This is a genomic window from Paracidovorax valerianellae (assembly GCF_900102625.1).
GTDB classification, from domain to species: Bacteria; Pseudomonadota; Gammaproteobacteria; order Burkholderiales; family Burkholderiaceae_C; genus Paracidovorax; species Paracidovorax valerianellae.
On sequence record NZ_FMZC01000003.1, the window covers coordinates 110,279 to 131,728 of the forward strand.

The 21,450-nt window shown below is 67.1% G+C and carries 17 protein-coding genes; 13 read left to right on the plus strand and 4 right to left on the minus strand.

Annotated features, from left to right (window positions below):
* Nucleotides 1-7 precede the first annotated feature (7 nt).
* On the minus strand, nt 8-3,922 hold the full coding sequence (locus BLT03_RS05775; protein ID WP_092741267.1) for a DUF3683 domain-containing protein: 3,915 nt from the start codon (nt 3,920-3,922) through the stop codon (nt 8-10).
* Between the two features lie 237 nt (nt 3,923-4,159).
* Complete coding sequence (gene serA, locus BLT03_RS05780) at nt 4,160-5,389, minus strand: phosphoglycerate dehydrogenase (protein ID WP_092741269.1); 1,230 nt, start codon at nt 5,387-5,389, stop codon at nt 4,160-4,162.
* A gap of 358 nt (nt 5,390-5,747) precedes the next feature.
* Here serA and ugpB point away from each other — a divergent pair, with 358 nt between their 5' ends.
* From ugpB to BLT03_RS05815, 7 genes are all read left to right on the plus strand, one after another.
* Complete coding sequence (gene ugpB / locus BLT03_RS05785) at nt 5,748-7,058, plus strand: sn-glycerol-3-phosphate ABC transporter substrate-binding protein UgpB (protein ID WP_092741271.1); 1,311 nt, start codon at nt 5,748-5,750, stop codon at nt 7,056-7,058.
* Between the two features lie 99 nt (nt 7,059-7,157).
* Nucleotides 7,158-8,039, plus strand: a complete 882-nt coding sequence (gene ugpA / locus BLT03_RS05790) for a sn-glycerol-3-phosphate ABC transporter permease UgpA (RefSeq protein ID WP_092741273.1) — start codon at nt 7,158-7,160, stop codon at nt 8,037-8,039.
* A gap of 24 nt (nt 8,040-8,063) precedes the next feature.
* Nucleotides 8,064-8,915: a sn-glycerol-3-phosphate ABC transporter permease UgpE gene (gene ugpE, locus BLT03_RS05795; protein ID WP_092741275.1), complete on the plus strand. Its 852-nt coding sequence runs from the start codon at nt 8,064-8,066 to the stop codon at nt 8,913-8,915.
* Nucleotides 8,916-8,959: 44 nt separating this feature from the next.
* Nucleotides 8,960-9,964: a sn-glycerol-3-phosphate import ATP-binding protein UgpC gene (locus BLT03_RS05800; protein ID WP_092741277.1), complete on the plus strand. Its 1,005-nt coding sequence runs from the start codon at nt 8,960-8,962 to the stop codon at nt 9,962-9,964.
* A gap of 1 nt (nt 9,965) precedes the next feature.
* A complete protein-coding gene (locus BLT03_RS05805) occupies nt 9,966-10,340 on the plus strand; it encodes a bleomycin resistance protein (RefSeq protein ID WP_217640144.1) in 375 nt (124 codons plus the stop codon).
* A 120-nt stretch (nt 10,341-10,460) separates the two neighbouring features.
* The gene (gene ugpQ / locus BLT03_RS05810) at nt 10,461-11,300 is read left to right on the plus strand and encodes a glycerophosphodiester phosphodiesterase (protein ID WP_092741279.1); all 840 of its coding nucleotides are present in this window, start codon (nt 10,461-10,463) and stop codon (nt 11,298-11,300) included.
* A gap of 113 nt (nt 11,301-11,413) precedes the next feature.
* Nucleotides 11,414-13,882, plus strand: a complete 2,469-nt coding sequence (locus BLT03_RS05815; protein WP_092741965.1) for a DUF3772 domain-containing protein — start codon at nt 11,414-11,416, stop codon at nt 13,880-13,882.
* Between the two features lie 121 nt (nt 13,883-14,003).
* Here BLT03_RS05815 and BLT03_RS05820 read toward each other — a convergent pair whose 3' ends face one another.
* The gene (locus BLT03_RS05820; RefSeq protein ID WP_092741281.1) at nt 14,004-14,969 is read right to left on the minus strand and encodes a Bug family tripartite tricarboxylate transporter substrate binding protein; all 966 of its coding nucleotides are present in this window, start codon (nt 14,967-14,969) and stop codon (nt 14,004-14,006) included.
* Between the two features lie 256 nt (nt 14,970-15,225).
* Here BLT03_RS05820 and BLT03_RS05825 point away from each other — a divergent pair, with 256 nt between their 5' ends.
* A complete protein-coding gene (locus BLT03_RS05825; protein WP_092741283.1) occupies nt 15,226-15,864 on the plus strand; it encodes a LysE family translocator in 639 nt (212 codons plus the stop codon).
* A gap of 31 nt (nt 15,865-15,895) precedes the next feature.
* On the opposite strand, the gene BLT03_RS05830 is transcribed toward BLT03_RS05825, so the two are convergent.
* Nucleotides 15,896-16,204, minus strand: coding sequence for a hypothetical protein (locus BLT03_RS05830; protein ID WP_434802333.1), 309 nt, complete (start codon nt 16,202-16,204; stop codon nt 15,896-15,898).
* Between the two features lie 40 nt (nt 16,205-16,244).
* On the opposite strand from BLT03_RS05830, the gene hemA reads away from it, so the two are divergent.
* The 5 genes from hemA (at nt 16,245) to BLT03_RS05855 (ending at nt 21,339) form a co-directional block, all read left to right on the plus strand.
* The gene (hemA, locus tag BLT03_RS05835) at nt 16,245-17,543 is read left to right on the plus strand and encodes a glutamyl-tRNA reductase (protein WP_092741285.1); all 1,299 of its coding nucleotides are present in this window, start codon (nt 16,245-16,247) and stop codon (nt 17,541-17,543) included.
* A gap of 100 nt (nt 17,544-17,643) precedes the next feature.
* Nucleotides 17,644-18,735 (plus strand): peptide chain release factor 1, encoded by a 1,092-nt coding sequence (prfA, locus tag BLT03_RS05840; protein WP_092741287.1) that lies wholly within the window; start codon nt 17,644-17,646, stop codon nt 18,733-18,735.
* Nucleotides 18,736-18,831: 96 nt separating this feature from the next.
* Nucleotides 18,832-19,680, plus strand: coding sequence for a peptide chain release factor N(5)-glutamine methyltransferase (gene prmC, locus BLT03_RS05845; protein ID WP_092741289.1), 849 nt, complete (start codon nt 18,832-18,834; stop codon nt 19,678-19,680).
* 158 nt (nt 19,681-19,838) lie between these two features.
* Nucleotides 19,839-20,165, plus strand: coding sequence for a Grx4 family monothiol glutaredoxin (grxD, locus tag BLT03_RS05850; protein WP_092741291.1), 327 nt, complete (start codon nt 19,839-19,841; stop codon nt 20,163-20,165).
* A 166-nt stretch (nt 20,166-20,331) separates the two neighbouring features.
* On the plus strand, nt 20,332-21,339 hold the full coding sequence (locus BLT03_RS05855; protein WP_092741293.1) for an AAA family ATPase: 1,008 nt from the start codon (nt 20,332-20,334) through the stop codon (nt 21,337-21,339).
* Nucleotides 21,340-21,450 lie beyond the last annotated feature (111 nt).

The following is a 21,450-nucleotide window of genomic DNA, read 5'->3' on the forward strand; positions in this document are numbered from 1 at the left end:
GCCGCCATCAAACGAGCACCCGCTCGATGCCGCCCGCGTTGGCGCGCTGCACGTACTCGGGCATCCAGTTGTCGCCCAGAATCTCGCGCGCCATCTCGACGACGATGTAGTCGGCCTCCAGCAGGCCGTTCTGCAGGTCGTCCTGGTAGCGGTTCAGGCCCTGCAGACAGCTTGGGCAGCTGGTCAATATCTTCACGTTCTCCGTCGGTGCCACGGCGCCGCTCGCGCGCAGCGCGGCCTCGCCCTTCTTGATTTCCTCCTCCTTGCGAAAGCGCACCTGGGTGGAGATGTCGGGCCGGGTCACGCCCAGCGTGCCGGACTCGCCGCAGCAGCGTTCGCTCTTGGTGACCTGCGGGCCGACCAGCGCCTTCACCGTCTTCACCGAGTCCTGCAGCTTCATCGGGTTGTGGCAGGGCTCGTGGTACAGGTAGGCGCCCTTGCCCTGCAGCGTCACGCCCTTTTCCAGCAGGTATTCGTGGATGTCGATAATGCGGCTGCCCGGAAATATCTTGCCGAAGTCGTAGCCCTGCAACTGGTCGTAGCAGGTGCCGCAGCTCACCACCACCGTCTTGATGTCGAGGTAGTTGAGCGTGTTGGCCACGCGGTGAAAGAGCACCCGGTTGTCGGTGATCATCTTCTCGGCCTTGTCGAACTGGCCACTGCCGCGCTGTGGGTAACCGCAGCACAGGTAGCCCGGCGGCAGCACGGTCTGCACGCCCGCGTGCCAGAGCATGGCCTGCGTGGCCAGGCCCACCTGGCTGAAGAGGCGCTCCGATCCGCACCCGGGGAAATAGAACACGGCCTCCGTCTCGGCCGTGGTCGTGGCCGGGTTGCGGATGATGGGCACGTAGTCCTTGTTTTCGATGTCCAGCAGCGCACGCGCCGTCTTCTTGGGCAGGCCGCCCGGCAGCTTCTTGTTGATGAAGTGCACCACCTGCTCCTTCACCGGCGCCGCGCCCACCGTGGCCGGCGGGCGTGCCGTCTGGCGGCGGCCCACCTTGCGCAGCAGGTCCACCGCGATGCGCTGGGCCTTGAATCCCACGCCGACCATCGCGCTGCGCAGGAGCTTGATGGTGTCGGGGTTGGTGGCGTTGAGCATGGTCATCGCCAGCGCGTTGCCTGGGCGGAACGTCTTCTTGCCCATCTTGCGCAGCAGGTTGCGCATGTTCATCGTCACGTCGCCGAAGTCGATCTTGACCGGGCACGGCGTGTAGCACTTGTGGCACACGGTGCAGTGGTCGGCCACGTCCTCGAACTCCTGCCAGTGCTTGATCGACACGCCCCGGCGCGTCTGCTCTTCGTACAGGAAAGCCTCCACCAGCAGCGACGTGGCGAGGATCTTGTTGCGCGGGCTGTACAGCAGGCTGGCGCGCGGCACGTGGGTGGCGCACACGGGTTTGCACTTGCCGCAGCGCAGGCAGTCCTTGACCGAATCGGCGATGGCGCCGATGTCGCTCTGCTGCATGATCAGCGACTCGTGGCCCATCAAGCCGAAGCTCGGCGTATAGGCGTTGGTCAGGTCGGCGAACATCAGCGAGTTGCGAGCCGAACCGGGCTCCCGCGCAGTATCCACTAGGACACCTTGCTCCTTATTTCGTAGCAACTTGCCTTTGTTGAACCGGCCTTCTGGGTCCACGCGCTGCTTGTAGTCGGCGAACGGGCGCAGTTCGTCGTCGGTCAGGAACTCCAGCTTCGTGATGCCGATGCCGTGCTCGCCCGAGATCACGCCGTCCAGGTGGCGGGCCAGCACCATGATGCGGGCCACGGCTTCGTGCGCCGTCTGCAGCATGCGGTAGTCGTCGCTGTTGACGGGAATGTTGGTGTGCACATTGCCGTCGCCAGCATGCATGTGCAGCGCCACCCACACGCGGCCCTTGAGCACGCGCTGGTGGATGGCCGCCGTCTCGTCCATGATGGGTTTGAACGCGGCGCCCGCGAAGATCTTGGACAGCGGCTCGCGCAACTGGGTCTTCCAGCTGGCGCGCAGCGTGTGGTCCTGCAGCTGCGGGAACAGCGGCTCGACATCGCGCAGCCAGCCGGTCCACAGCGCACGCACCTCGCCCACCAAAGCCACGGCCTGCGCCACGCGGTCTTCCAGCAGTTCGGCGGAGGGAATCTCGTGCGCGTCGTCCTGCCGGCCCAACGGCAGGTTGCCGCGCAGGAAGAAGTCTTCCAGCGCATCGCACAGCGTCAGCTTGTTGCGCAGCGACAGTTCGATGTTGATGCGCTCGATGCCGTCCGTGTACTCGGCCATGCGCGGCAGCGGGATCACCACGTCTTCGTTGATCTTGAAGGCGTTGGTATGGCGGCTGATGGCGGCCGTGCGCTTGCGGTCCAGCCAGAACTTCTTGCGTGCTTCGGGGCTGATGGCGATGAAGCCTTCGCCCGAGCGCGAATTGGCCAGGCGCACGACCTCGCTGGTCACGCGCGCCACGTCGTCGGCGTTGTCGCCCGCGATGTCGCCGAACAGCACCATCTTGGGCAGCCCGCCGCCGTGCCGCTTGCTCTTGGTGGCGTAGCCCACGGCTTTCAGATAGCGGTCGTCCAGGTGTTCCAGGCCCGCCAGCAGCACGCCGCTGCGCTGCTGCTCGGCGAACATGAAGTCCTTGATCTCCACGATGCTGGGCACCGCGTCCTTGGCGTTGCCGAAGAATTCGAGGCACACGGTGCGCGTGTGCTCTGGCATGCGGTGCACCACCCAGCGCGCGCTGGTGATGAGGCCGTCGCAGCCCTCTTTCTGAATGCCCGGCAGGCCCGACAGGAACTTGTCGGTCACGTCCTTGCCCAGGCCCTCCTTGCGGAAGGTCCTGCCGGCGATATCGAGGCGCTCGGTGCGGATCGGCGTCTTGCCGTCGGCCTCGAAATACTGCAGATCGAAGCTCGCCACCTCGGCGTCGTGGATCTTGCCCATGTTGTGGTTCACACGGGTCACTTCCAGCCACTGGGCGTCGGGCGTCACCATGCGCCAGCTGGCCAGGTTGTCGAGCGCCGTGCCCCACAGCACGGCCTTCTTGCCACCGGCATTCATGGCGATGTTGCCGCCGATGCACGATGCCTCGGCACTGGTCGGGTCCACGGCGAACACGTAGCCCGCGCGCTCGGCCGCATCGGCCACGCGCTGGGTGACCACGCCGGCCTCGGTCCACACGGTGGCGACTTCGCGGTCCATGCCCGGCAGGCGGCGCATTTCCACCTCGGTCATGGCCTCCAGCTTTTCGGTGTTGATGACCACGCTGCGCCAGGTGAGCGGGATCGCGCCGCCGGTGTAGCCGGTGCCGCCGCCGCGCGGAATGATGGTCAGCTCCAGATCGATGCAGGCCTTCACCAGCGCGGCCATCTCGGCCTCGGTATCGGGGGTGAGCACCACGAACGGGTACTCGACGCGCCAATCGGTCGCATCGGTCACGTGGGAAACGCGCGAAAGCCCGTCAAATTTGATGTTGTCCTTGGCCGTGTGCCGGCCCAGGCGCTTTTGCACCTGGCGGCGCAGCTGGGCGGCCTCCACGAACGTGGCGTCGAACTCGGCGATGGCGCGGCGGGCGGCATCCACCAACTGGCCCACTAGCTGGTCGCGGCTGGAGTCGTCGGCCGGCGTGCGGCGCTTGCCGATCTCGGCCAGGCGGTGCTCCAGCGCATCGACCAGAAGCTTGCGCCGGTCGGGATTGTCCAGCAGGTCGTCCTGCAGATAGGGGTTGCGCTGCACGACCCAGATGTCGCCCAGCACTTCGTAGAGCATGCGGGCCGAGCGGCCGGTGCGGCGCTCGCGGCGCAGTTGGTCGAGCACGTCCCAGGAGGGAGACCCGAGCAGCCGGATGACGATTTCCCGGTCCGAGAACGAGGTGTAGTTGTAGGGAATCTCTCGCAGGCGGGCGGGCTCGGCGGCCTGCGCCTGCAGGGCAGCCAGCGCTATGGGAACGTTCATGGGGTCAACCTGGGTCGGGCGCTGAAAAGCGCCCCTGTGCCTCGGGGCCGCGATTTTATGCCAGGGCCCAGGGAGGCCCGGGGCGTTACGGGGCGCGGCCCGAGACCATGGAAGCCCATGCGCGGCATTTGCTATTATTTTTATAGCAATACACCGGCGTATTCATTGCGCTGGAGCCCTTTTTGGCTCTGATGAAAAAGACCGGGCCGGCAGGCTGGGCCGCCGGCCCCGTGGGACTCAGAACAGCACGCGGCTGCGGATCGTGCCCGGCACCTGGGCCAGCTTGTCCTGCGCCAGGTCGGACGACTGGGCATCGATGTCGATCACCACGTAGCCCACCTTCTCGTTGGTCTGCAGGTACTGGGCCGCGATGTTGATCTGGTTGTCCGAGAAGATCTGGTTGATCTGCGACAGCACGCCCGGCACGTTCTGGTGGATGTGCAGCAACCGGTGCTTGCCCGGGTGAGCCGGCAGCGCCACCTCGGGGAAGTTGACCGACGAGATCGAGGTGCCGTTGTCGCTGTACTTGACCAGTTTTTCGGCCACTTCCAGACCGATGTTGGCCTGCGCCTCCATCGTGGAGCCGCCGATGTGCGGCGTGAGGATCACGTTGTCCAGCCCGCGCAGGGGCGAGAGGAATTCGTCCTTGTTGGTGCGTGGCTCGACCGGGAACACGTCGATGGCGGCGCCCAGCAGCTTCTTGGCCTTGAGCGCCTCGGCCAGCGGTTCGATCTCGACCACCGTGCCGCGCGCGGCATTGATGAGAATGCCGCCCGGCTTCATGGCCGCGATCTCGGCCGCGCCGATCATCCACTGGGTGGACGGCAGCTCGGGCACGTGCAGGCTCACGATGTCGGCCTGGCCCAGCAGCGCGTGCAGCGAAGGCGCCTGGCGCGCATTGCCCAGCGGCAGCTTGTTGACCACGTCATGGAAGATCACGTGCATGCCCAGGCCTTCGGCCAGCACCGACAGCTGCGTGCCGATGGAGCCGTAGCCCACGATGCCCAGCGTCTTGCCGCGGATTTCGTAGGCGTTGTCGGCCGACTTGAGCCAGCCGCCGCGGTGCGCCACCGCGTTCTTCTCGGGAATGCCGCGCAGCAGCAGGATGGCCTCGGCCAGCACCAGTTCGGCGACCGAGCGGGTGTTGGAATACGGTGCGTTGAACACGGCGATGCCGCGCTCGCGGGCGGCGTTCAGGTCCACTTGGTTGGTGCCGATGCAAAAGCACCCCACGGCCACCAGCTTGTGCGCATGGGCGAAGACCTCGGCCGTCAGTTGCGTGCGCGAGCGGATGCCCACGAAGTGCGCATCGGCGATCTTGCGCTTGAGTTCATCGTCGGGCAGCGCCCCGGAGAGGGCCTCGATCTGGGTGTAGCCCGCGCCGCGCAGCACGTCGAGCGCGGAAGGGTGGATGCCCTCGAGCAACAGGAACTTGATCTTGCTTTTGTCCAGAGATGTTTTGGCCATGGAAAGGTCCGGGAGGATCGTGAAACGAAGAAGCGGATGGGGCGGGGGCACGGGCCCTCCACCCAGGGCCCCAGAACGGGGACACAGATCATTGTGCACTGCACAAAACCCTGCTGGCATCCCCGCAATTCGCCAATCTGGTGCGACCGATGAGTCGCCAAGGTGACTTGCCGTGTCACGGAATTGTCACGAAATTGCCATTGTTCACGGCCGCTTAGGTGCGATTTCGGCTACTTCGGCGCGACGGGTTTCCCCGCTTGATCGCCATGCAGGCCTATGCGACAACGACACATTCGTGTCACGAAATGCGTCCTACCATCGGCGCTTCGTGCATTTCGTATCGATTCGAGGAGTTTTCATGCAATTCAAGCATTTGGCAGCGGCTGCTGCCATTGCCGCGTCGTTCTGCGCCACGGCGCAGGCACAGACCGAGATCCAGTGGTGGCATTCGATGACTGCGGTCAACGGCGAATGGGTAAACGACCTGGCCAAGCAGTTCAACGAAAGCCAGAAGGACTACAAGATCGTGCCGACCTACAAGGGCACGTACGACGAATCCATGACGGCCTCCATCGCCGCCTTCCGCGCCGGCAACGCCCCGCACATCCTGCAGGTTTTCGAAGTGGGCACCGCCACGATGATGGCCAGCAAGGGCGCCATCGTGCCCGTGGGCAAGGTCATGCAGGACGCGGGCGCCCAGTTCGACCCAGCGGCCTACATCCCCGCCGTGGCCGGCTACTACACGGCCCCCAACGGCCAGATGCTGAGCTTCCCGTTCAACAGCTCCACGACCATCTTCTACTTCAACAAGGACGCCTTCAAGGCGGCCGGCCTGCCCACCGACAAGGCGCCGTCCACCTGGCCCGAAGTGGTCAACGCGGCGGCCAAGCTCAAGGCGTCGGGCCACAAGTGCCCGTTCACCACGGCCTGGCAGAACTGGACGCAGGTCGAAAGCTTCTCGGCCTGGCACAACGTGGAGTTCGCCAGCAAGTCCAACGGCCTGCAGGGCCTGGACGCGCGCCTGAAGGTGGATTCGCCACTGCACGTGCGCCACATCGAGAACCTGGCCAACATGGCCAAGCAGGGCCTGTTCGTCTACAAGGGCCGCGGCAACGTGCCTGAAGCGAGCTTCGTGTCGGGCGAGTGCGCCATGATCAACACGTCCTCGGGCTTCTACGGCAACGTGGCCAAGAACGCCAAGTTCGCCTACGGCCTGGCACCCCTGCCCTACTACCCCGATGTGCCGGGCGCTCCGCAGAACACCGTGATCGGCGGCGCGAGCCTGTGGGTCATGGCCGGCAAGAAGCCTGCCGAATACAAGGGCGTGGCGCAGTTCTTCCAGTTCATCTCGACGCCGGAAGTGCAGTCCGCCAGCCACAAGCGCACGGGCTACCTGCCCGTCACCAAGGCCGCTTACGAGCTGACCGAAAAGTCGGGCTTTTACCAGCAGAACCCCGGCACCGACGTGGCCGTGACGCAGATGATCCGCAAAGTCACCGACAAGAGCCGCGGCATCCGCCTGGGCAACTACGTGCAGATCCGCGCGATCGAGGACGAAGAGCTCGAACAGGTCTGGTCCGGCAAGAAGACCGCCAAGGAAGCGCTGGAGACGATCGTCAAGCGCGGCAACGAACAGCTGGAGCGTTTCCAGAAGGCTAACAAGTCGTAATCGTTTTAAACTGAACGTTTCGCCAACCGTAAAAAGCAGATGGGTCATCCATCTGCTTTTTGCTTTGGGAAGCGCCTATTTCTCTCAACCTTCCGCTCCATGGAAAAACGCGTCCGATTCAAATCTGCATGGCTGCCCTGGGTGCTTATTGCACCGCAGATGGCCATCATCCTGGTCTTCTTTTTCTGGCCGGCCAGCCAGGCGCTGGTGCAATCCATGCAGTTGCAGGACGCCTTCGGCACCTCCACCGAATGGGTGGGCCTGGAGAACTTCAAGCAGCTCTTCAACGACGGCAGCTATGTCGAGTCGTTCAAGACCACCGCGATGTTCTCCGTGCTGGTGGCGGGCATCGGCATCACGCTGTCGCTGATGCTGGCGGTCTTCGCCGACCGGGTGGTGAAAGCCGCCATGTTCTACAAGACCATGCTGATCCTGCCCTACGCCGTGGCGCCCGCCGTGGCCGCCGTGCTGTGGGTCTTCATGTTCTCGCCGTCGCTGGGCGTGGTCGCCTATGGCCTTGAAAAAGTCGGCGTGCACTGGAACCACCTGCTCGATTCAGGCCAGGCCATGACGCTGATCGTGATGGCCTCGGTGTGGAAACAGATCTCCTACAACTTCCTGTTCTTCCTGGCCGGGCTGCAGTCGATTCCGAAGTCGCTCATCGAAGCCGCGGCCATTGACGGTGCCGGCCCGTGGCGGCGCTTCTGGACGGTGCAGTTCCCGCTGCTGTCGCCCACCACCTTCTTCCTGCTGGTGATCAACGTGGTGTACGCGTTCTTCGACACTTTCGCCATCGTCGATGCGGCCACGCAGGGCGGCCCCGGCAAGGACACGGCGATCCTCGTTTACAAGGTCTATTACGACGGCTTCAAGGCCATGGACCTGGGCGGCTCGGCCGCGCAGTCGGTGGTGCTGATGCTGATCGTCGTCGCGCTCACGGTGGTGCAGTTCCGCTACGTCGAGAAGAAAGTCCAATACTGATGATGCCGTCCGGAGCACCCCACCATGGTTGAACGCAGCCCCACCCTCGGCATCCTCGCGCATGCCATCATGATTCTCGGCGTCGTGATCGTCGCCTTTCCGCTCTACCTGGCCTTCGTGGCCTCCACGCACACCGCGCAGGAAATCGTGCAGGCGCCCATGCCGCTGCTGCCCGGCACACACATGTGGGACACCTACAAGGCCGCGCTGTTCGGCCGCGACGCGGGTGCGGGCTCCACGGCCCCGGTCGCCCGCATGATGTGGGTCAGCCTGGTGTCGGCGCTGGTCATCACGTTCGGCAAGATCGCGATCTCGCTGCTGTCGGCATTCGCCATCGTGTACTTCCGCTTTCCCTTCAAGGGCCTGTGCTTCTGGCTGATTTTCATCACGCTGATGCTGCCGGTGGAAGTGCGCATCGGCCCCACCTACCAGGTGGTGTCCGACCTCGGCATGCTCAACAGCTACGCCGGCCTGACCGTGCCACTGATCGCTTCGGCGACGGCCACGTTCCTGTTCCGCCAGTTCTTCCTGACGGTGCCGGACGAGCTGGTCGAGGCCGCGCGCATGGACGGCGCCGGTCCCATGCGGTTCTTCAAGGACGTGCTGATTCCGCTATCGAAGACGTCGATCGCCGCCCTGTTCGTGATCCAGTTCATCTACGGCTGGAACCAGTACCTGTGGCCACTGCTCGCGACCACCAGCGAAGACATGTACCCCGTGGTGATCGGCATCAAACGCATGATCGCCGGCGGCGACGGGCAGAACGAATGGAACATCGTCATGGCGACGGCCATCCTCGCCATGCTGCCGCCCGCCGTGGTCGTCATGCTCATGCAAAAGTGGTTCGTCAAGGGCCTCGTGGACACCGAGAAATAACGATCAACGATCACCGATCGATCTGACAAGCATCCCAAAAAGATATGGCATCCCTCTCGCTTCGCAACGTCATCAAGCGCTACGGCGCAGGCCCCAAGGCCAACCAGGTCATCCACGGCGTGAACGCCGAAATCCAGGATGGCGAATTCATCGTGATCGTCGGCCCCTCGGGCTGCGGCAAATCCACGCTGCTGCGCATGGTCGCGGGCCTGGAAGAGATCAGCGGCGGCGAGATCGCCATCGGCCCGCGCGTGGTGAACGACCTCGAACCCGCCGAGCGCGACATCGCCATGGTGTTCCAGAACTACGCGCTGTACCCGCACATGACGGTGTACGACAACATGGCCTACGGCCTGAAGATCGCCAAGGTCCCCAAGGACGAGATCAAGACGCGCGTGGACAAGGCCGCCAAGATCCTCGAACTGGGCCACCTGCTGGAGCGCAAGCCGCGCGAGCTGTCCGGCGGCCAGCGCCAGCGCGTGGCCATGGGCCGTGCCATCGTGCGCCAGCCCCAGGTCTTTCTGTTCGACGAGCCGCTGTCCAACCTGGACGCCAAGCTGCGCGCACAGACCCGCCTTGAAATCCAGAAACTGCACCGCGAGCTCGGCATCACCAGCCTGTTCGTCACCCACGACCAGGTCGAGGCCATGACGCTGGCCCAGCGCATGATCGTCATGAACGGCGGCGTGATGGAGCAGTTCGGCACGCCCGAAGAGGTCTATCACACGCCCGCATCGACGTTCGTCGCCAGCTTCATCGGCTCGCCGCCCATGAACCTGCTGAAGAACGCCCCTGGCGGCAAGGACGGCGCCATCCTCGGCGTGCGCCCGGAGCACCTGGACATCGGCAGCGACGGCTGGGCCGTGCAGGTCGAGACGGTCGAGCTGCTGGGCGCCGAGCGCCTGGTGTACGCCCGCATGAATGGCGAATCGCTCATCGTGCGCGTGGAAGAAGGCACGCATTCGCCCCAGCCCGGCGACACCATCCACATCGCGCCCCGCATGGCTCGCCTGCACTGGTTCGACGCCGCCACCGGCAAGCGGATGTGACGTGACGCGCGCCGCGAGCGACACCGCACCCGCAGCGGGGCCCGTGCTGGCGACGGTGCCGGTGCTGGCGTCGCTCGACCTGGACGAAAGCGCGGCGTTCTACGCCGACCGCCTGGGCTTCGCGCCCCGGCTGCGCACCGAGGACTACCTCATCGTCGAGCGCGACGGCTGCGAACTGCATTTCTGGCGCTGCACCGAGCGTCACATCGCCGAGAACACCTCCTGCTACGTGCGCGGCGACACCCGCGCGCTGCATGCCGACTTCGCCGCACGCGGGCTCGTGCTCGATCCCCCGCGCGAGCAGCCCTGGGGCATGCGCGAGCTGTATGTGATCGACCCGCACGGCAACCTGCTCAAGTTCGGAGAGAGCACATGACGCTCCCCGCATCGCCTTCGGCGCCTTCTGGCGCGGCCTGCTTTGCGGCCACCAGACGGGAGACAGGCCGTGTGCCGGTCTCGAACGCCGCGACAGCGTTCCCACCCATCGCTCACTGACATGACTGCCCCTCTCGCTGCTCCTGCCGTTTCCGGTATTTCCGCCGTGTCTGCCGTGTCTGCCGTGTCTGCCGTGTCTGCCGTGTCTGCATCTTCTGCATTCGCCGCCGACTGGCCCTATCCCCGCTGGATCGCCCACCGCGGCGCCGGCAAGCTGGCGCCCGAGAACACGCTGGCCGCCTTCCGCCTGGGCGCGCACCACGGCTACCGCATGTTCGAATGCGACGCCAAACTCAGCGCCGACGGCGTGCCCTTCCTGCTGCACGACGCCACGCTGAATCGCACCACCAGCGGCACCGGCACGGCCGGCGACCTGGCCTGGAGCGACCTGTCGCGCCTGGACGCCGGCGCCTGGCACTCGCGCGCCCACGCGGGCGAGCCGCTGCCCACACTGGACAGCGTGGCCCGCTTCTGCCGGGCCAACGGCCACCTGCTGAACATCGAGATCAAGCCCACGCCCGGCACCGAGGAAGAAACCGGCCGCGTCGTGGCCTCGCACGCGTCCCGCCTGTGGGCGGATGCCACCGTGCCGCCCCTGCTCACGTCCTTCCAGGTGCGCGCCCTGTCCGGCGCGCGCGACGCGGCGCCGCTGCTGCCGCGCGGTCTGCTGCTGGACACGCTCACCCCCGGCTGGCTCGACACCGCGCAGCAGCTCGGCTGCGTGGCCGTGGTCTGCAATCACGCCCTTTGGACGGCCGAGACGGTGGCCCAGGTGCACGGCGCCGGCCTGCGTGCGCTGAGCTACACGGTGAACGACGAATGGGCCGCGCAGCGCCTGATCGAGCTGGGCACCGACGGCATCATCACCGACCGGGTGGACCTGTTCAGCCCCGCGCAGTGATACGCTTTCGGGTCCTCGTCAGCACGGACCCGCCCTTGCCTCCTTCCTTTTCACGCATCCCGCCCGGCCTGCGCGCCTGGCTCTCCGGTCTGGTGCTGCTGGCCTGCCTGCTCATGGGCCTGGCCGCAGTCCACCCCGCCTCGGCCCAGGACCGCGCCGGGGCGAATGCTCCCGCTTCCTCCGCCAGTGCCACCGCGTCCGCCCCGCGGGCCGGCGACCCGGTGCCGCGCTCGGTGGACGACCTGCGCAAGCAGCTCGACGCCGTTCCGAAGAAGCTCGATCCCGACGACGACGGCCGCAAGCGGGTCAACGAGGTCTATGCCATTGGCACCGCGGCCGAGCAACTCGTCGCGCAGCGCACCGAAGAGCTGGCCGACCTCGACACCCGCCTGGCCGGACTCGGCCCCTCGCCCGAAAAAGGCGCCCCCGCCGATGCCCCCGACGTGGCGCAGCAGCGGGCCGCGCTCGCCAAGCAGCGGGCCATCGTGGATGCCGACCTCAAGCTCGCGCGGCTCATCGTGGTCGATTCCGACCAGCGCAGCGCCGACCTCGTGCGCCAGCGCCGCCAGCAGTTCAAGGACGCGCTGACCGCCCGCATCGACTCCCCGCTCGGCCCCACCTACTGGCGCGCCCTGCGCAACGCCTGGCCTTCGGACACCGCCCGCCTGTCGATGCTGGCGATCGAAGCGCGCCAGGCCCTGGAACGGGCGATGGAGCCCGCACGGCGCGCCACCTTCCTCGGCAGCCTGGCCGGCGCGCTGCTGCTGGCCGTGCTGGGCAACTGGGTGGCCAAGCGCGTGCTGGTGCGCGTGGCGCCGACGCGGCTGCCATCGGGGCGCCTGCGGCGCTCCCTGCTGGCCGCGGTGTCGGTCGTGGTGCACGTGCTGCTCATCGGTCTGGCGGCGCAGTTGGCGCTGAGCGGCGTCGATGTGGGCGACAACCTGGGCGAGCGGCTGCACGGCCTGGGCAGCACCGCCGTTCGGCTGGCGATCTTTTCCTCGTTCGCCATCGGCCTGGGGCATGCGCTGCTGTCGCGCCGGCGCAGTTCGTGGCGGCTGCCTTCGCTGTCCGACGACCTGGCGCGGCGCCTGAGCCCCTATCCCTGGTGGATCGCCATCGTGGCCTCCACCAGCGGGCTCGTCACCGAGATCAACACCGCCGTGGGCGCGAGCCTCGCGGCCGAGGTGACCACGCAGGCCGTCACGGCGCTGCTCGTCGCGCTCATCGCCATCGCCTGTCTGCGGCACCTGCATTCGCCGCCCGTCGCCAACAAGGACGAACATGCCAGCGGCGACAAGGGCGCCGCGGCAGACAGCGCCCCCGCCGCCACGCCCCGGCCGCTGTGGGTGGGCCTGCTCGTGGCCTGCGCGGGCTTTGCCTCGGTGGCCACGCTGGTGCTGGTCGCGCTGGGCTTCGTGGCCCTGGCCAGCACGCTCGCGCGCCAGATGGTGTGGAGCGCGATCGTCTTCGCCACCGCCTACCTGCTCTACCAGTTGGCGGACGACGTGTGCGAAGCCGTGCTGTCGTCCAAGGGCAGCTTCGGCCGCCGCCTGCACTCGGGCATGGGCATCGACGCGAGCCTGCTCGACCAGGCCGCCGTGCTGGGCTCGGGCGTGCTGCGCGTGGTGCTGTTCTTCTACATGGTGATCGGCCTGATGGCGCCGTTCGGCACCGGGCCGGACGAAGTCTTCCGCCGCGGCAGCAGCCTCAACAACGGCCTGCAGGTGGGCAACTTCGCCTTCGCGCCCCAGGCCCTGCTGACCGCGCTGGCCGTGATCGCTGCGGGGTTCGTCGGCATTCGCGTGCTCAAGCGCTGGCTGAGCGACCGCTACTTTCCCAACACGACCCTGGAGCCCGGCATGCGCAGCTCCATCGTCTCGCTGCTCGGCTACGTGGGCGCGGTGCTGGTGGTGGCGGCCGCGCTGGCGGCCCTGGGCATCAGCGTGGAGCGCATCGCCTGGGTGGCCAGCGCGCTGTCGGTGGGGATCGGCTTTGGGCTGCAGGCCATCGTGCAGAACTTCATCTCGGGCCTGATCCTGCTGGCCGAGCGCCCTGTGAAGGTCGGCGACTGGGTGGTGCTGGGCGACACCGAGGGCGACGTGCGCCGCGTGAACGTGCGCGCCACCGAAATCCAGCTGGGCGACCGGTCCACGGTGATCGTGCCCAATTCGGAGTTCATCACCAAGACCGTGCGTAACATGACGCTGACCGGCGCGCCGGGCCGCGTGCTGCTGCGCCTGCCGGCCCCGCTCGATACCGACGCGCAGCGCATGCGCGAGGTGATCCTGCAGGCCTTCCACGCGCACGAAGGGATCATGGAAGACCCCGAACCCATCGTGCAGCTGGAGGGCATCCTGAACGGCACGCTTACCTTCCTGGCGATCGGCTACGTGAGCAATCCGCGCAACGCGGGCGGCGTCAAGAGCGACCTGCTGTTCACCATCCTCGACAACCTGCGCGGCGCGGGCCTGGCGCTGTCGCCGCCAGCGACTACCTCGCTGGCTCACCCCACGCTGGCGTCGCCCACCGTGGCGGTGCCGCAGCCCCAGGGCAGCAACGGCCCGGCCACCACGGTGGTCTGACCCGCCAGCGCGGCCAGCGCACCGTGGCCGGCTGAGCCGGCAAGCAGAATGCTATTAATTCAATAGCACACTGCCCTAGGTAATCATGCGCTGGAGGCCGATTTGACTTGAAGCCTTTCCATCAGTCCAGCTTGGCACCGGACTGCTTGACCGCGATGGCCCAGCGCGGCATTTCGCCCGCCAGGAACGCCGCGAACGCGTCCGCGCCCAGGTACGCCGGATCGGCCCCCTGCGACACCATGCGGTCGCGCACCTCGGGCGACTGCAGCACCTGGCCGAAGGCATCGCTCAGCTTGGCGACCACGTCCTTGGGCGTGCCGGCCGGCGCCAGAAAGCCGTAGAAGCCCACCACCTCGAAGCCTTTGAGCCCGCTCTCGATGGCCGTGGGCACGTCCGGCATGGCCGGGTTGCGCTGCCGGCTGGTGACGGCCAGGGCGCGCACCTTGCCCTGCTTGTGGTACGCGGCCGCCTGCGGAATGCTTTCGGCCATGAACTGCACCTGGCCCGCCATCAGGTCGGTGAAGGCCGGGGCGCTGCCGCGGTAGGGAATGTGCACCATGAAAAGGCCGGTGGCCGTCTTGAACATCTCGGGCACCAGGTGGCTGATGCCGCCATTGCCCGCCGAGCCGAAATTGACCTGGCCGGGCTTGCCGCGCGCGTACTGGATGAATTCGGGCAGCGTCTGCACCGGCAGCTTCGGGTTGACCAGCAGCGCCAGCGGCTGCATGGCGGTGCGCGCGATGGGCGTGAAATCCTTGAGCGTCTGGTACGGCAGCCGGCTGTACAGCGCGGGGTTGATCACCATCACGCCGGTGTTGGCGAGCATCAGCGTGTGGCCGTCCGGCGCCGCCTTCATCACGTCCTGCGCGCCGACCGTGCCGCCCGCGCCGGACTTGTAGTCCACCAGCACCGGCTGGCCCAGCACGGCCTGCAGCTTGTCGGTCAGCAGGCGCGCATGCTGGTCGAGCGGACCGCCTGCAGGAAACCCCACGACGATGCGGATGGGCTTGGAAGGAAAGCCCTGGGCCACGGTGGCCGCGGACAGACAGGCCAGGGCGGCGGCGGCAAGACAGTTGCGCAGGCGCATTCGAACGTCTCCTTTTATTTTTGCGAAGGCCGCAGCTTAGAACCAGCACAGCTCGCTGGGCAGGGGTGTTACCCGCAAAAAGCCCGGCGCTGGAAAGGGCCGTGGCGGCCTGCCCACTCAAGCACGGCGCACTGCCACGGGCGGTGGTCAGGCGGTGGACAAGCGGTGGACAGGCGGCGCTCAAGCGGCGCTTGGCCCCGGCCTGTCCGGCTCGGTGAAAATACCCGCTGTTCGCAGCGACCGAAGGCACCCCACCATGACTCTCACCCACTGGCTTCTTTTCTGCGGCGTCTCGCTGATCATGTGCTTCACCCCCGGCCCGGCGGTGCTGCTGGCAGTATCGAACTCGGTGGACGTGGGCGCGCGGCGGACGGCGTTCAGCTCGCTGGGCAGCTCGGTCGGCATCTTCGCGGTGTCGGGGCTGGCGATGATCGGCATGGGGACCATCCTCAGCATGTCCGCCAACGCGTTCCTGGTGATGAAGGTGGCCGGCGCGATGTACCTGATCTGGCTGGGCGTCAAGCGCTGGCGCAGCAAGGACGCGCTGATCGGCAGCGATGCGGGCCTGGCGCCCACCGAGCGGCGCGAGCGCAAGAACTGGCAGTTGGTGGCGCAGGGGCTGGGCGTGTCGCTGACCAACCCCAAGGCCATCCTGTTCTTCTCCGCCCTGTTTCCGCAATTCGTCGTGCCGGGCGAGCCGCTGGTCACGCAGTACCTGCTGCTGACGACCACGTTCGCCGTCTGCGCGCTGATCTCGCACGCTTTCTACGTGGTGCTGATCTCGCTGGTCAAGGGCCACATCGTGGCGCGCGCCAAGCTGTTCAACCGCATCGTGGGCGGCACCTTCATCGCGCTGGGCCTGGGCCTGCTGAAGACGCGGCACAAGCTGGGCTGACGACCGGGGCCGCCGAAGAAAGCGGCCTTTTTCAGCGCCAGCCGCGCAGCAGGAACCACTGGGTGCTGGCGCAACCGACGGCCAGCGCCGCGTAGGTGAGCATCTTTCCGTCGCGTCCCCACCACGCCAGCCCCGCCGCGAGGATGAGGCAGCCGACCGCGAAATTAAGGGCCACCTGGACCGTCATCCCGCGCGTGGCGGCACGCTTTCGCAGGAAGAGCTTGCACCCGCCCACCAGCAGCAGCGCTACGGCGAAGGCGGGCAGCACGAAATTCAGCAGATGGTTGACGGCGGACAAAGCATCCATGGACATGACCCAGATCAAGACTATTACGAGCATAGCCCCCTGCATGGGGCCGGCAATTTTATAATCGCGGCTTATGGCAGTCTGGGCCCTTGGCATCAACCACACGACCGCGCCGCTCGATCTGCGCGGTCGTTTTGCGTTCGCGCTCGATCAGATCGCGCCGACGCTCCAGGGTTTGCGCCAGTCGCTGGGCGGCGCGAACCGCCACCCCAGCGTCGAGACGGCCATCATCTCCACCTGCAACCGCACCGAAATCTACTGTGCCGGCGGCGAGCCCGCGCTGGACCACACGCTGGGCTGGCTGGCCGAAAGCGGCGGCGTCAGCCCCGCGCTGCTGCGCTCGCACTCCTATTCGCTGGAAGACGGCCTCGTGGCGCGCCATGCCTTCCGCGTGGCCAGCGGGCTCGATTCCATGGTGCTGGGCGAGGCCCAGATCCTCGGCCAGATGAAAGACGCGGTGCGCGCCGCCGAAACCGCCGGCGCCCTGGGCACCACGCTCAACCAGCTTTTCCAGCGCAGCTTCGCCGTTGCCAAGGAAGTGCGCACCAGCACCGAGATCGGTGCCCACAGCATCAGCATGGCCGCCGCGGCCGTGCGGCTGGCGGGCCAGCTCTTCGAGGACTTGTCCGAGATCCGCGTGCTGTTCGTCGGTGCGGGCGAGATGATCGAGCTGGCCGCCACCCATTTCGCCGCCAAGAACCCCAAGGCCATCGCCGTGGCCAACCGCACGCTGGAGCGCGGCGAAAAGCTCGCCACGCGCTTCGGCGGCGAGGTCATGCGGCTGGCCGACCTACCCGACCGCCTGCACGAGTTCGACGCCGTGGTGAGCTGCACGGCCAGCAGCCTGCCCATCATCGGACTGGGCGCCGTGGAGCGCGCCCTGAAAAAGCGGCGCCACCGCCCCATGTTCATGGTCGATCTGGCCGTGCCGCGCGACATCGAGCCCGAGGTCAAGGCGCTGGAGGACATCTACCTCTACACCGTGGACGACCTGGCCGGCGTGGTGCAGACCGCGCAGGCCCACCGCCAGGCCGCCGTGGCCCAGGCCGAGGCCATCATCGACGCGGGCGTGCAGAGCTTCATGCACTGGATGGACCAGCGCAGCCCCACGGGCGGCGTGGTGCCGCTGATCCAGCAGCTCAACGCGCAGACGGACGAGTGGCGCGCGCTGGAGATCGCCCGCGCCAAGAAGCTCCTGGCCAAGGGCGAAGACATGGATGCTGTCCTGGAGGCGCTGTCTCGCGGCCTCACGCAGAAGATGCTGCACGGCACCCTGGCCGAACTGCGGGCCGGCGACGCCGAAACCCGCGCCCAGACGGCCCAGACCGTCTCGCGCCTGTTCCTGCGCTCGCAAAGCAAAAGCGGCCTGTAGCGACGCGGCCGCGCGGCCTTCGGGCCAAACAAGCCTCCAGCGCTTTATCCATAAGCGCAAGCAGCTACAAAAATCGTAGCAAACCCAATTTTCCCCGACGATGAAGCCCTTTCTCAGAACCCAGCTGGAGCGCTATGCCCAGCGCCTCGAAGAGCTTGATTTCCTGCTCTCGCGCGAGGACATCATGTCCGACATGGCCCAGTACCGGACCATCTCGCGCGAGCATGCCGAAGTGACGCAGATCGCCGGCCGCTACGTGCGCCACCAGCAGCGCGAGGCCGACCTGGCCGGCGCGCGCGAAATGCTCGCCGACCCCGACATGGCCGAGATGGCGCAGGAAGAAATCGCCGCCGCCGAGGCCGAGCTGACGCAGCTGGAAGACGAACTCCAGCGCCTGCTGCTGCCCAAGGACCCCGACGACGCCCGCAATGCCTTCGTCGAAATCCGCGCAGGCGCGGGCGGCGACGAATCCGCCCTGTTCGCGGGCGACCTGGCGCGCATGTACACGCGCTATGCGGCCACGGTGGGCTGGAAGGTCGAAATCATGAGCGCCAACGAGAACGAGATCGGCGGCTACAAGGAAGTCGTGCTGCGCGTGGAAGGCGCGAGCGACAGCGGCGTGTATGGCGCGCTGCGCTTCGAATCCGGCGGCCACCGCGTGCAGCGCGTGCCCGCCACCGAAACGCAGGGCCGCATCCACACCAGCGCCTGCACCGTGGCAGTGATGCCCGAGCCGGACGAGCACCAGGCCATCACGCTCAACCCCGCCGACCTGCGCATCGACACCTTCCGCGCCAGCGGCGCGGGCGGCCAGCACATCAACAAGACCGACTCCGCCGTGCGCGTGGTCCACTTGCCCACCGGCATCGTGGCCGAGTGCCAGGATGGCCGCAGCCAGCACAGCAACAAGGCCAAGGCGCTGCAGGTGCTGCAGGCCCGCCTGCAGGAAAAGGAACGCAGCGAGCGCGCCGCCAAGGAAGCCGCGCTGCGCAAGGGCCTGATCGGCAGCGGCGACCGCAGCGACCGCATCCGCACTTACAACTTTCCGCAGGGCCGGTTCACCGACCACCGCATCAACCTCACGCTCTACAAGCTGCTCGCCATCATGGAAGGCGACCTGGGCGACGTGCTGGACGCCCTGCGCCACGCGCGCGAAGCCGAGCAGCTGGCCGATCTGGAAACCTCGGCCTGAGCAAGCCTTGGCGGGCACGACGGGCCTGCGCGAGCAAGTTGAGAGCCGAATCGCCCCTCTGCCGCCGTATCCATTGCCTGTACTGCTATCGATTTCATAGTGACCACCTCCCTCACACTGGCTCAGGCGCTGGCGCAGGCCCACACCCTGGGGCTGGCGCGCATCGACGCCCAACTGCTGCTGCTGCACGCACTCGACCGTCCCGACGCCGGCCGTGCCTGGCTTCTGGCGCACGACACCGATGCACTGTCCGCCTCCGCACAGGCGAATTTTCTGGCGCTGTGCCAGCGCCGTGCGGCCGGGGAGCCGGTGGCCTACCTCACGGGCCGCAAGGAGTTCTACGGGCTGCCGCTCCAGGTCGATGCCCGGGTGCTCGACCCACGCCCCGACACCGAAACGCTGGTCGACTGGGCGCTGCAGGTGCTGGAGCCCATCGCTACCCCTCGCGTGGCCGACCTGGGCACCGGCAGCGGCGCCATCGCGCTCGCGCTGCAAAGCCAGCGGTCCGATGCGCAGGTGCTGGCGGTCGATGCCAGCCCCGAAGCGCTGGAGGTGGCCCAGGCCAATGGCGAGCGGCTGGCCCTGCCGGTGCGCTTCGCGCAGGGCGACTGGCTGCTCGGCCTGGGGGAAGGCGCCGTGTTCGATGCCATCGTCTCGAATCCGCCCTACATCGCGGCGGACGACCCGCACTTGGCCGCCCTCACCCACGAACCGCTGGATGCCCTGGCCAGCGGCGCTGACGGGCTGGACGATATCCGCACCATTGCGGGGCAAGCCCTGCCCCATCTGGTGCCGGGCGGCTGGCTGCTGCTGGAGCACGGTTGGGACCAGGCCGACGCGGTGCAGGCACTGCTGCGCGCCACCGGCTTCGCCGAGGTGCAAAGCCGCACCGATCTGGCGGGCCATGCCCGCTGCACCGGCGGGCGCCGGCCGGCCGCCGAATGAGGGCTGGTGCGGGATTGGAAAGCGCGCGGCCGTCCCCATGTGAGCGGGAGCGCTGCTGGCCAGGCCTTGCCGCGGATGACCGCGGCCCCCAAAGCCTTCGCCGACAGTGAAATAATCACGCCTTGCCGCCGATCCACGGCCATTTCCAGGAGCAACCCATGAGCGACACCCAGCAACGCATCGACGCCCTCGTCAAATCCAACGACATCCTGCTGTTCATGAAGGGCAGCGCGAGTTTTCCGATGTGCGGCTTCTCCGGCCGCGCCATCCAGCTCCTGAAGGCCTGCGGCGTGGACCCGAAGAGCGTGGCGACCGTGAACGTGCTGAACGACCCGGAAATCCGCCAGGGCATCAAGGAATACAGCAGCTGGCCCACGATTCCCCAGCTCTACGTGAAGGGCGAATTCATCGGCGGCTCGGACATCATGATGGAGATGTACGAGTCGGGCGAGCTCAAGCAGGTGCTGGGCGCGCAAGGCGAATGACCCGGCGGCCCGCAAGCGCCGGGCTGCACCACTGACCGAAAGCCGCCTCAGGGCGGCTTTTTGCATGGGCGCAACAAGGCCGGGTTGACGGGGTTTTTCCGCCGTTGAGGGCAGGCATGTTGTGTGCTTGAATGGATGCGTGACTTCCCTGAAACAGGAGCGCGCCATGACGACACACAGCCTTGTTCCGCAAACGCCGGCCCTGAGCATGCCGGTCGCCCAGATGCGCAACGTGTTCCACCCCGGCGACGTCGAGCGCAAGCTCACGCGGATGCAGGACAGTGGAAGCCAGCGCGAATACGAGAATCTACGCTCCGTCTATGAACGCATGCTGGAACGCGGCCCCGAACGCTTCCAGGTCAAGCCCGCCGGCGTGCCGGACATGGCCCACCTCTACGACCAGTTGCCCAACTTTACCGATGTGCTCGACGACGTGAAGCGCCATGTGGCCCTCGCACAAGACAGCCGCGATGGCCTCGAAGTCACGCCCATGCTGCTGCTGGGCCCGCCGGGCATCGGCAAGACGCATTTCGCACGGCATCTGGCTGAACTGCTCGGTACGGGCATGAACCTGGTGCCGATGAGTTCGATGACCGCCGGCTGGCTGCTGTCGGGCTCGTCCTCGCAGTGGAAGGGCGCGCGGCCCGGCAAGGTGTTCGAGGCGCTGGTGGAGGGCGAATACGCCAATCCCGTCATCGTCGTGGACGAGATCGACAAGGCCGCCAGCGATGCGCAGTACGACCCGCTCGGCGCGCTCTACGGCCTGCTGGAGCACGATACGGCGCAGAGCTTCACCGACGAGTTCGCCGAGGTGGCCATCGACGCGAGCCAGGTGATCTGGATCACTACGGCCAACGACGAGCGCGGTATTCCCGACCCCATCCTCAACCGCATGAACGTGTTCGAGGTGCAGGCCCCGACGCCGGAGCAAGCACGAGCGATCGCCCGCATCCTGTACCAGGGCATCCGCAACGGCCACGACTGGGGCCGCATGCTCGATCCCGAGCCGCAATCCGACGTGCTGGACCAGCTCGCCCAGATGCCGCCGCGCGAAATGCGCCGCGCCCTGATGACCGGCTTCGGCAACGCGCGCCTGCAGCGCCGGGGCACGGTGGAGGTGAGCGACCTGCCGCGCGGCGGCGCCGGCAAATCGCGCATTGGCTTCCTGCAGTAGCGCACTGCCCTCGCCCGCCCGGCCCGCTGCGCTTGCGGGCCGGCGAAGCTGCGGCGGTGCGTGACGGGGCAGCTACACTCGGCACGCTGGCGCACGGCACGATCATGGCGG